8 protein-coding genes are annotated in these 12,040 nt (G+C 53.3%); 3 read left to right on the forward strand and 5 right to left on the reverse strand.

What is annotated here, in order from left to right:
• Window positions 1-144: 144 nt before the first annotated feature.
• From ACZ9BE_RS21060 to mads1, 5 genes are read right to left on the reverse strand one after another with little or no spacing between them, the layout of a single operon-like run.
• On the reverse strand, window positions 145-423 hold the full coding sequence (locus tag ACZ9BE_RS21060; RefSeq protein ID WP_476250148.1) for a Tn7 transposase TnsA N-terminal domain-containing protein: 279 nt from the start codon (window positions 421-423) through the stop codon (window positions 145-147).
• Complete coding sequence (locus tag ACZ9BE_RS21065) at window positions 311-2,830, reverse strand: DEAD/DEAH box helicase (RefSeq protein ID WP_476249895.1); 2,520 nt, start codon at window positions 2,828-2,830, stop codon at window positions 311-313. Before ACZ9BE_RS21065 ends, ACZ9BE_RS21060 begins: the two co-directional genes overlap by 113 nt.
• Window positions 2,820-4,763 (reverse strand): site-specific DNA-methyltransferase, encoded by a 1,944-nt coding sequence (locus ACZ9BE_RS21070; RefSeq protein WP_210624854.1) that lies wholly within the window; start codon window positions 4,761-4,763, stop codon window positions 2,820-2,822. Before ACZ9BE_RS21070 ends, ACZ9BE_RS21065 begins: the two co-directional genes overlap by 11 nt.
• Entirely contained in the window at window positions 4,760-7,678 is a 2,919-nt protein-coding gene (locus ACZ9BE_RS21075) for an ATP-dependent helicase (RefSeq protein ID WP_476249896.1), read from the reverse strand. The genes ACZ9BE_RS21070 and ACZ9BE_RS21075 overlap by 4 nt, the downstream gene beginning before the upstream one ends.
• Window positions 7,675-7,887, reverse strand: coding sequence for a methylation-associated defense system helix-turn-helix domain-containing protein MAD1 (mads1, locus tag ACZ9BE_RS21080; RefSeq protein WP_210624852.1), 213 nt, complete (start codon window positions 7,885-7,887; stop codon window positions 7,675-7,677). Before mads1 ends, ACZ9BE_RS21075 begins: the two co-directional genes overlap by 4 nt.
• Window positions 7,888-8,028: 141 nt before the next feature.
• Here mads1 and ACZ9BE_RS21085 point away from each other — a divergent pair, with 141 nt between their 5' ends.
• From ACZ9BE_RS21085 to ACZ9BE_RS21095, 3 genes are all read left to right on the forward strand, one after another.
• Window positions 8,029-11,040, forward strand: coding sequence for a sacsin N-terminal ATP-binding-like domain-containing protein (locus ACZ9BE_RS21085; RefSeq protein WP_476249897.1), 3,012 nt, complete (start codon window positions 8,029-8,031; stop codon window positions 11,038-11,040).
• Window positions 11,041-11,050: 10 nt separating this feature from the next.
• Entirely contained in the window at window positions 11,051-11,269 is a 219-nt protein-coding gene (locus ACZ9BE_RS21090) for a protein NO VEIN domain-containing protein (protein WP_476250149.1), read from the forward strand.
• A gap of 333 nt (window positions 11,270-11,602) precedes the next feature.
• A complete protein-coding gene (locus tag ACZ9BE_RS21095; protein WP_476249898.1) occupies window positions 11,603-12,037 on the forward strand; it encodes a hypothetical protein in 435 nt (144 codons plus the stop codon).
• Window positions 12,038-12,040 lie beyond the last annotated feature (3 nt).

Here is a 12,040-nt window from a genome sequence, read left to right on the forward strand (position 1 = left end):
GCTTAAAAATACGCGGACACCATCGCCCTTAATGCTGGAGTTCGGGAGGTGTGTTGGCTGGACGCTTACCCATTACTGACTTTTTCATTAGCAATGCCCTGCGTCAGTATGTGGTCGGCGGCAACAAACTCTGCGATGTCGTGGCTACAGCAGCGTCCTAAAGTGACGGTTGTCCGCGTCAGAGGACTTGAGGATGCGGTATTCCATGCCACTAGCCACAGCGATCTGCTGGGCAAAGTCCTTCTTGGCCTGCACTACGGCGTCCTCGATTTGGTTGTCGGCCTTCACCTCGACGATCACGTACTTCAGGCTACCGTCCGGTTCTTCGCGCTGAAAGATGAAGTCGGGGTAGTAGCTGCGAACGGTACGCGAATCCGGATCGATGTACTGGATGAAGAAGTCGGACTGTCCGTGGGTCAGCATCCCAGTGAAGTAAAGCTTCTTCACGCGTTGCTCCCGCAGCAAATCCCAGAACAGCCAGTTTTCCGAACCGGAGTCGAAGCAATAGGTGTCGAGGTGGGAAACTCTTAGCACGTTCCTCGTCCTTAATTTGCGCGTCGTTCATGCGGACGATCTTGTCTTTGGCCGCTGTCACCTCGTAGTAACCATTAGGCGGGAGTTTGATGAGATCGACCTCGTGCTCCTCGGTTTGCTGGGACTCGTCCAGATCGTAGAGCTGACGGAATAGGCGCGGGATGATCTCGTCGTAGAGCAGCTCGTTGAACTCGTTCGTCATGGCCACCAGCTCGCAGGTACCTTCCTTTGTAGCGGCCAATAACTCCTCGACGTCCAGTGGACTGATATTGAGGTAGCGCGATACTTCCGCGACCAGCGTCATCAGCGAAAAAGTCCGCTTTTCACGGCGCTCTGTCAGGTCGAAGGTACGACTGCCTGACGCACGGGCCGCATCGGCTATGGTCAGTCCTTCCTGCAGTGTCTCGATCAGCCGGTACTTTTCAACGAGCCCGTTCCAAGCCTCGCGGTTGGCGCGTTCGGGTACTAGCGCTTGTCCCGGAACTAGTTGCTTTTCGCGCATCAGGTACTGCCTGCGTAAACGCACCAGTTTGATCTTGACTGGCGGTTCATTCACTCGAACTTGCACTCGCTCCTTATCGCTGCCGATTTTTTGCAGTTCGTCGACACTGATATGGAAGTTTTGCTGCAGCTCGTCATTTAGGATGTTCAGATTGCCCTCAGATAGGAAGACGTGACCAGTATGTTGGGCCTCACCAATTGCACGCAGACAGCGCATTGTAGCCTGCAACACGAACACCTTTGACTTAGGTTCGCGGAACAGACCCACGCCAAACAACGAGCGGCAGTTCCAACCTTCACGCCCTTTATTGACCAACAGGATAAATTGCTTCTCTGAGCCAATAGTATCTAGGCGATTGAACTCCCGAATGTCGTCATTGGTTGTGAGTTTATCGTCGCCCACGTTTACTAGAATGCGCGACGTCGAGATACCATGCTTGAGCAGCGCGCGCTCCACTGCCGGTTTAAGTTCGCTCGTGAGCTCGTCGATGGTGGCGGCGAAGAAAGCAAGCTTGGGTACCAGCCCCTCCGGGCGTAACTCGCCCGTTTCGTTCAGAAAGCTCTCGACCGCGATATCGACAAACTCATCGGTGCGAGTGCTGGCGTAGCCGTGCAGCATCACCTTCTTGAGGAAACTCTTATCGATAGCCTCCTTCAAGCCATAAGCATAGACAACCTCGGGTAGGACTTCACGCCCCACATAGGGCGTACCTGTGTAGTTGTAGCAAGCCACCACTCGCGTACCTGCTGCATTGAGACTGGCGGCAAGGATGTCGATGGTTGTGCGCAGGCTGGTGTCGGATTCTTTCGCGCCAACACCCATGTCTTTGGCCAGCACCTTACCAAAAGCGTGGTGAGCCTCGTCCACATAGATGCCTAGCTGCTCCAGGCGACGCAGCTTCTCGAAGCGCTGGTTGGTGGTCAGTTCTACTTCCTCTTCCGGTTGGTCGAAGTTGTAGAGGTCGACAGCGTCTGCATAGACTCCAGTGGCAGCGAGGGTTTCCCCCGTCGCACCGAACAACTTGTCCACGGAACTCTTTTCTTTATGCTTGCGCTTGAGGATGATCTTCTGCGTGTTGGAAACGATGATGTTGAAGCGCGAGCGATCCAACGTATCTAGTGAGGTACCCGCCTCTTCGAGGTAATGAAAGCGCAGGTGCGTAGTAAGAAAGTTGACGTACTCCGGTGGCACCACGCGGGTGAGATCGAAGGATTCGATCTCCCTTAGCGAATGCAACACCGTTTTGTCCGGCGCGAATACCAAGGCATTGTGGCAGTAGCGCGCGTCCTTCTCAAACTTGTTGCCCAGCAGAAACTCGTAAAATATGCAAGTCGCCATGAGGATGGTTTTACCGGTACCCATCGTCAGCGCGAAGATATAGTTTGGGTAAAAACGAGAATTCTTGCGCATCGCCGTGAATACGGCTTTGTACTGATCCTGCGTGATCTTGTCGAACAGGCCAACTTGCCCCGCATTACCCGACACCACACCACCCTCAGCGCGATCCGCGAAACGCCCTTGCTTCTCAAACCACTGTTGGAAGATTGCCTCGACTTTGGCGTTACCGAGAAACTCCTTTAGAAAAACGTAGGTTTCCAGCGCCTCAAACTGTGGTTGGCGTAGGAAAGCCTTGGGGTTTTGCTCCGGATTGTTGAAGTCGAGAAACTTACGGGTGAGCTCTTTGTAGTGTGTTCGAATCGAACCCCGGTTGGCTTGATAGAATTGCCATAGAAATTGGAAGAAGGCGAAGTCAAGCGACGCGCTCACAACCTTAGCCGCGCGCTTAGTCGCCATTACTGACGCTCCCTTCCCACGACTCTGAAAGTAGGTCGGTGATCTTCACACGGATGGTGCCGGCATCCTCAGGAACTTTGTACCCACCTTTCACCAGCTCCTTTTTGCCTGGGATGTCCACTGTAGAAGGCTGAAGCACCGCGCCGTCGTAGTTCCAGTCGATCAGTACAGATTCGACCAGTTCCCTCCAATCCTCGACTGCTTCTTTTTGCAGCGAGAGCTTCTGCAGCAGGTTCATTGGGTAGAACCTCTCGATGACCAACTCACCGGATTTGATGGAGACCTTCGCCTGCGAATCGCGCTTGAACTCTAGATCCGCCTTGTCGCGCAAAATATCTACTACTTCCACGTCGATCTTAAAGGGTTTTGCGGCCAACTCCAGTTGCGCCGCCAAATCAGGTTCGTGCCCCATGCAGACGAGGGTGATCTTTTCGACCGGGCGGTTCGGATTTTCGTTGTGTCGATGCTGCCACGCCTTCTGGTCGAAGTTATGAGTTAACTCGTTTAGGTCCGCCCGCGTGGCGATTCGGTTGACGGGCATGATCTTGACCATACGCCCATCCTTTTCGCCATCGAATACGGTGCTGAATTCCAGCTTCTGCACTTCCAAGGCCTCAATAAGTAGCTCCTTGGCTTGGACAGGATTACGAAAGATGTCGTAGTGGTTAACGTTATAAAGCTCAAAGCCGAAGAAGTACTCGAAATCACCGTCAAGAGCTTGTCGACGCAGGTCATCCGCGACGCCAATCAAACGCTTTGCAGTTGTCTGGATTGCCCCCAGATTTATGTCCGCACCAATAAAGCGGCGACCAAGGCGCATTGCTGCCTCTTGCGTCGTACCGGAGCCCATAAAGCAGTCAAACACGAGCGACCCTGCATTCGAAGATGCCTTAATAATCCGAGCCAATAGATCAACGGGTTTCTGGGTTGGATAGTCAAGCCGGTCATTCGCTTGCGAGTTGACCGGAAAGATATCAGTCCACACGGAATCCAGCGGACGACCATCCGAACCATCTAAGTAGCGCTTGAACCGCGGCCGCTTGGTTTTGTCGTTCGGATACCAGATAAGTCCCTCTGCATCCAACTCGGTCATTTTTTCAATGCTGTATCGCCATCCATTTTCGGGTGGCTGGAAGCCGTTCCAGACATAAGTCATGTTTGGCCGAGGGTTTGGGCTGGTCATGTTATCAAGCATATATCGACGGCCGTCCTCGTCGACATTGTTGTATTTACTGCTCAGGTAATTTTCGCTGTGCTCCGTAAATTGCTTATTCCATGTAAAACGCTCCCCCTTGCTGTAGAAGAACACCGTGTCATGCACATGGTTATACGTTTTGGAGTCCGCCCTCGCTGAGGTGCGTTTCCAGATAATCTCGTTCTGGAAGTTTCCTGCGCCAAAAACTTCATCCATCAGGCATTTAATGTAGTGCCCACGATTGGCGTCGCAATGAATGTAAATAGAGCCGCTGTCTGTCAAAAGCTCGCGAAGCAGGACCAACCGCTCGTAAAGAAACTGAAGATACTCGTCGTTGTTCCAGATATCGCCGTACTGCTTTTCCTCGAACGAGCTCTGATCACCTTCAGCCAAGCCACCCTTGAGCCTGATACGCTTCTTGTAATCTGTTTTCGAGTCGAACGGCGGATCGATGTAGATCAGGTCGACCTTACCTCGATATTCCTTGAGAAGATGGCTCATCACTTGGAGGTTGTCCCCCCAGAAAATCTTATTACGCCACCCGCCCTCCTCCTCGCCATGGACCTCCTTCAGCTGCGCCGGATAATACTGAGTTGAGGTGAATGGACGCTTACCGCGCCAATTCAGCATCGGGTAGCCCTTGATAGGCTCGAACTCGTATTTCTCGACGTTAGTCGTGCCGCCCTTAGGCGTGGCCAATTGCAGGCTTTCCTGCGTAGGCGTGGTGGTCTTAGTCATTTATCGCTTTTCCTGAATTTCCAATTCTTGTTGTCGCAGTAGGCACGTATGTCACAGTTCTGGCACAGCTTGGTCGGGCGCGCTGCGATCTGGTAATCCTGGCGCTCGATACGCGCGACTATGTCGTCGAACTGCTCGATGGTTTTACCAATGGCGCGGTCGTCCTTGGTGAAGGTCACGTAGGGGTTGCCGCCGTCCTCGCCGGTGTAATACAGATGCATTCGGCTGACCTTCTGGCCGGTGCGCTCCTCGACCAGATGGGCATAAACCTGTAGCTGATCCCGGTACTGTTGAAGGCGACTTCGGTCTTTCTCCATGTCAGGCTTTTTTTCCGACTTGAAGTCAATGATCTCGACCGTATCTTGTTCGCCCCGAATGAGGTCGACGCTACCCTTTAGGATGTACCGTTCCTTGACAAGCGATATCTCGACCTCGGCCTCTTTGATACGGTCCCAGTTGCTGTTCTCTCGCTCGTAATAACGCATCACATGCATCAGTGCCGCCTGCTGCGAACTGGGGGCTAAGTACACACGCTCTTTCTTGGAAAGCTGGGCATAATTTGCCAAGAACCAGGATGTAATACCCTCTTGAGATAGGGTGCCTTCTTCGCCACGCAGCACTGTTTTGTGAATATCTTCGATGGTCTGATGAACCAGCGTACCGAACAGCATTGGGCTTTCGCGAATCGGAGCGAACTCCAGTTCCTTAAAGAAACGGTACTGCTCGGCACAGTTTTCGAACACTGTGATATGCGACGTAAATGAGTACTCGCGCTTGAGGCTGATCTCCTTCACCGCCTCGTAGCTAAGGACCGCAAGGTCAACGTCGCGCCAGCTTGGCAGCTCGTAAAACAAGCGATCGAAATATTTAGACGGCGATTTCCCTCGTCCATGCTTTTCTTGCGCAGCCAGCACTAGCAGGTTTTGCGCACGAGAGAACGCGGTATAAAACAGCCGCCAGAAGTCGAAGTTCTTGATGTGGTCAAGTGGCTCAAAGCGTTCCTTGGAGAGGTACCCGCCATCCTCCAACAGCACGTCCAGTGCACTGTATTGCTTGCGCGGCACGGCATCCAGCGACCCGCACACGACGATCGGAAACTCCAGCCCTTTGGACTGATGGATGGTGAGGAAGGACACACAACCCTTGGGTGCGTGTTCGGCTTCATTCTCATATTCGCCGATGCCACCATCGACAAGAAAACGCAAAAATTGATTGAACAGGTCGCGGATGTTCTTCTCGAGCCATTCTGGGTTGAGCACGCTGACAAAATGCAGGTACTCGAACTTTGTGAGCAACCTGGAAAATGTTCCGAGGTTCCGCGCCGCGCGCGCCTTACCCATTCCTTGTACGACTTCCTCGCTGAGGAAGCGTGCGAACAGCGGGAACTGAAGCAACTGATAAAACAGACCCGAGAAGGAGTAGTCAGTGTTCTGGGTCAAAACCGCATGGCGCTTGGCCATGGGTCTAGCCCAATCCAACAGAGACTTGTTTTCCGGCTTGCGCAACTCCGTGGTGAAGGCAGCAAAGCACTGTTGGTCGTAGTAGTCCCAGATTGGCATTGTGGCGCCTTCAACCCAAGCCCGCACCTTGGGAAACTGCGGAAACAGAAAGATCAACGCACCGATCATCAGACGGATCTCCTCACGTTCGAAAAACATATTCGAACGCGGTGAAAATACGGGTACGCCCTCGGCTTCAAGGTATCGCGCCAGCGCAACGACCTTGTCGCTTTTGACCGATCGGAACAGGAAGGCAACCTGGTTCCAGTCCGATAATTTTCCGGACATTTTCAGGTCGTAGAGAAAAGTCAGAACCTCAGTGTGCCAGTTAGAAGTTTGGTCCTTGTCGTCGGTGGCAGTCAGCCGTACAACAGTTGGCACCTCGGGGAAGTTATCCTCGCGCGGGACGATCTGCTTGGCAAAGCGGAAGAAGCGCGTGCCGTCATCCCACGTCTGCTCCCGCATCCACTCGTTGTAAAATCGGATGATATCCGGGTGCGAGCGATAGTTGACCGATAGCGTGACACGCTTGCACTGACCTTCATTGAAAAGCGAGGGAAACTCCAAAATGTTGCGGATGGTGGCACCGCGAAAACGGTACAAGCCTTGGTCGTCGTCACCAACAACACACAGATTACGTTTTTCGCCTGCCAACAGTAGGAGAATGCGCTCCTGAATTGTGTTGGTGTCCTGGTACTCATCGACCATCAAATGAGTCAGATTAGCGCGCAGTTTCGCTAGCACCTCTGGACGCGTCTCCAAAAGCTGCAGCGCCTCGTACTGGATGCCTGAAAAATCGAGCGAGTTGTTCTCGTGCAGGAGCTCCTGATACTTGGCAAAGCACCCTGCTAGCGCGCGAATTTCCACTTCTGGGGCAGACTCCAGCGCGGCTAAATCAAGCGCTTCTTCGCTAACTTTGTTGAGCCACTTAAGCAGGTTTTCTGACTGAGCCCAGCGGCCGGACTGATCGTCCCCGATGACTAGCTGGGCATTGGGCAGCTCGCGGAAGTCCCTGATGCGTTGGTAAAGAAAGTATTGCTGATCGAATTGGTCAAACAACGTAAAGCTGCGCTTAAGGCGGGTGAACTCACGGAAGTCCTCCAGGATGCGCAAGCAGATCGAGTGAAAGGTGCCGAGATACATTTCGTTTAGATTGAACTGAATTTCCAGCTCGCTCAATCGATTGGAGATGCGGGTAGTAAGCTCGCGTGCAGCCTTATCTGTGAAAGTAACGACGAACAGCGATTCGGGGGAGACTCCCTTATGTGTAATGAGATAGACAATGCGTTCTACAAGGGTGAACGTCTTCCCAGATCCTGGTCCCGCAATGATGAGTACCGGACCGTCAGTGGCAAGAATCGCTTCTAGCTGTTGCGGATTGGCCTTGCTTTGAAGATTAGAAGCATCGTTCGTCATTCCTCTGCTCCATTACTCTCATGACGCACGCTGCTGATACGACCGGCAATCCATTGATCCAGCTCACCACGACGGAAGCGCCATGTGCCTCCCAGCTTAAATGCTGGGATCTGGCCACTCGCCGCAAGACGGTAGACCGTGCGCTTACCAGCCTTGAGGTAGGCTGCAACCTCATCAATCGTGAGGATCTCATCCGACTGGCCCCTCATTTCGCCACCTTTTCGCCGCTGCTTCTAGTTCTGTGTGATAAACACAGTTTGTCACAAGATGGAAAACTTGAGCAAACATGGCCAAACTTGGGCAGAATCCTGCACTAATAAAGAGCTGAAAGACAGCATTCAGGGGGAGCCGTGACGTCTAACTACGAAGGGATTTGTGAAGAAAACCGGCGGCGCTACGGCACTGAAGGCGCTCAGAAATCCGGAGGGCTGGCCGCTGGCTTGTACGATGACCGAACGCACTTCATTTTCGAATTGCTCCAGAATGCCGAGGACGCCCTTGGTCGACGCAGAGACTGGCACGGACCACGCAAGATCTCATTCGCTCTTACTCCGACGCGCTTAACGCTCTCCCACTTTGGCAAGCCGTTCGACGAAGCAGACGTGCGAAGCGTATGTGATATCGCCGAGAGCACAAAAAACGAATCCTCGATTGGTCGGTTCGGCCTCGGCTTCAAGTCGGTCTACACCGTCACCGATCTTCCGGAGATTCACTCCGGTGACGAGGATTTCGCCATTGATGGGTACGTGTTCCCCAAACAGGCTGATCGCACGATGCGCAAGAGGGACGAAACGCAAATCATCCTGCCACTGAAAACAGACGACGCAACCGCAACACAAGAAATTACGGCCGGGCTCCGTCACCTGGGCTCTGGCGCACTGCTGTTCCTGCGGAACATCGACGAAATTAACTGGAGCGTCGAAGGCGGGCCGTCCGGGTTTTATCTACGTAACAGCCCGGAATCTCTCGGCCTTAATGTCCAGCGCATCACTGTAATCGGCCAAGAAAGTGGTCAGCCCGAAGTAGATCAAAACTGGCTGGTGTTCCACCGCGACGTATTTTCCACTGAACAGCAGAGGGTCGGACGGGTAGAGATCGCTTTTTCGTTGGTCGCGGAGAAGGATGTGCCCGGTCGTTGGGCCGTGCAGCCACTAGCCAACTCGCCACTGGTGGTATTTTTCCCGACGGTAGTTGAGACCCACTTTGGCTTTCTTGCGCAGGGACCGTATCGCACTACGCCAAGCCGAGACAACATTCCACCCAGTGACCCTTGGAATCAGCACCTGGTCAAGGAAACGGCCAGTCTGTTAGTGGAAGCAATGTGCTGGATGCGGGACGAGGGGATGTTGGAGGTGTCTACGTTGCGATGCCTGCCACTCGATCGCGAGAAATTTCCGCAAGGATCGAGGTTCGCGCCACTGTTCGATACAGTCCGACAGGCATTTCAAGATGAGGCGCTGCTCTCCACCTTCGATAACAAATACGTCACTGCGAGCCAAGCAAAGCTGGCGCGCACGCAAGAGCTTCGCGAGCTATTCAGCCCCGAGCAGGTCGTCACGCTATTCGGCCCTGAAGTGGTTTCCTGGCTGTCTGGCGACATCACTCAGGATAAGACACCCGAGATTCGTCTGTACTTGATGCGCGAACTTGATGTTGACGAAATCCGGCCAGAGAAACTGGTTCCGAGCCTAACGAAGCCCTTCCTTGAAGCACAAACGGACGAGTGGGTGATGCGCCTTTATGAGTTCTTGAGCGGCCAGGAAAAAGCGTTGCGCCGCCATCTCGACATTATCCCACTCATACGCCTTGATAATGGTACGCACGTCGTCACCCGCGAGAACGGTAAAGCCAAGGCTTTCCTGCCCAGTGCCATCACAACCAGTTTCCCAACAATGCGCCGTGCTGTATGTGGGACAACAGAAGTACGCGCATTTCTAACCTCGCTGGGTATTACCGAACCTGATCCGGTAGATGATGTGATCTGGAACGTCTTGCCGAAGTACCGACAAGACGAAATAGGTGTGGATGGCAAGGCTTACGCCGCCGACATTGAACGCATCCGCTCGGCCTTCAACACAGACTCGACAACGCAACGAGAAAAGCTCCGTTTAGCCGTGCGCGAAACCGCCTTTGTAATGGTGGTGGATACTGGCGATGGCAAGAGCGACATTGCTAAACCCGGCGATATCTACATCGCCACAGATCGACTTAAACAACTATTTGCGGGTGTCCCCGGAGTGCTCATAGTTAACGATGAATACGACTGTCTACGCGGCGAGGATATTCGGGATTTGTTAGTAACATGTGGTGCCAGTCGCTACCTCAGTCCGTTCCCAACTAAGTCTGGACTTGATCCTTCCGAAAAAATACAGATCCGTAAAGAAGCTGGACTTGAACGCGCAAGCTGGGATAACCCACCAGAAGACTTCACAATCCGTGGATTATCATCACTACTTGAGCTCTTGCCAAAGTTAGGGTTGGACGAGGCCAAAGCTAGGGCCGGATTACTCTGGGACTCACTCGTTGATCTTGAAACACGCGGCACGGGCTCCTTCTTCGGCTCTTACAAATGGGGCTATTCACACGAAACGAAAACGGCTCGATTCGATGCGACATTTATACGGACACTCAATCAAGTGAGTTGGGTACCTGACCTTAACGGCGAACTTGTATCCCCCGGATTAGTGGTTTTCGACACCCTCAACTGGAAGCCAAATCCATTTCTTCTCACCAAGCTAACCTTTAAGCCGCCACTCATCGACCAGTTGGCGAAAGAGGCAGGCATCGAACCTGCCGCGCTCGACCTACTACGAAAATATGGCATCACGAGCGTTTCTGAACTTGCATCCCGGCTAGGCCTAACCCAACCACGCGAGGCGGATTCAGAATCCGATGTGGCACCTGATGCCACTGAGGAGCTGAATGGAGACGTCTATGGCAATGCGCATGATCTATACGGCGACGACATGCCAGAGATTCCACCGGGAACGCCCGATCCTGACGGCGGGGACGGCGCGACTGGTAGTGGAGGGCATGGTAATGGCAGGAGTACTGGTACCGGAGCATCACGCGACGGAAGCACCAACAACAGGAGCGGCAGAAGCGGAACCGGGGGAAGCAGCCAAGGGAAACGTTCACCTGGCCATGCCGGTGGACGCCCGTTCATTTCCTATATTGGCGCTCACCCAAACGATGAGATAGATCCAGATGGCCTCGACCAAGCGACACGAATGAAAATAGAGGAGCAGGCCATCACGCTGATAATTAGGTTGGAACCGACGCTACTACGCACGCCGCAAGGCAATCCGGGATTTGACTTATATGAAGCAGGTAGAGACGGAAAAAGAAATTCGCTGGGTTGAGGTGAAATCGATGACTGGCAGTCTGGAAAATCGGCCCGTAGGGCTCTCTCGTCGACAATTCGACTTTGCCCGAGAACGAGGCGCTGCTTATTGGCTGTACGTCGTCGAATACGCAACCGATCCAGCTAAGTCTCAAGTGCTGAGAATTCAAAATCCGGTTGCTCATGCGCAGACTTTCACGTTCGACCATGGTTGGAGCCAGATAGCCCAAACACAACCGCCGGGTTAATCGAGATCTAGGCCAAATCGCCGAGTGTGCACCTTAAATCCACGCTGCTATTATCCGGGTAAGAAAAGGGACGCAGGATTTCCGATGCCGCCTACGCCTCTTAAAAAAGGAGGGGCAGTCCAATCCCGCTACGCTTGAGCCGCATGGGGGGACAAATGGGGGGACAAAGTCATAACCAATAAAAAAACTCAATTAAATCAACGTCAAACATTAAAAAATCGCCGGCCACAAGCCGGCTTTTTAATGCCTGCAAAAAGGCTACGCCTCTCGCTTGGAAGGAATCGAACAAGCTGGGCACTACAGTTCCGAAGCGCTTCACAAGGAAGTTAAAACGTGCGATTCACCCCTCGTTTCACACTGCTTGGACCGGTCATCCTGATCGCTGCGATGAGTTTTTATCTCTCAGGCTGCGTCGGTGCCATCGTGGCTTTGCCTGAGAAAACCACACTCAGAACTGACGAGTACAAAGCTCTAAGCGCTCGTTCGCTGACGCCAGCGATTACCCGAACCGCGCAATCAGCGCCTACCCGAGAATGGTGTGGCGTCACGGTTTGGGCGTTGATCATTCCTGTTCCGCTGAAATTGCCCGTGTGTACGTCGTACTCCGAGCAGTCCTTTGGCAGCGACGAATCTGGAAATGAAACCGTTTTGCTCTATTCAAAACAAACGGTGCCGTCGCCGTTCTACGCCTGCGGCCCGTTCATGATGCTGGGGCCGATTGTGCATGGTTATCAGGGCAACGCGCTTTGCGGCGTTTTTCCTGATTAGCCG

This window comes from Pseudomonas sp. TE9122 (assembly GCF_056278925.1).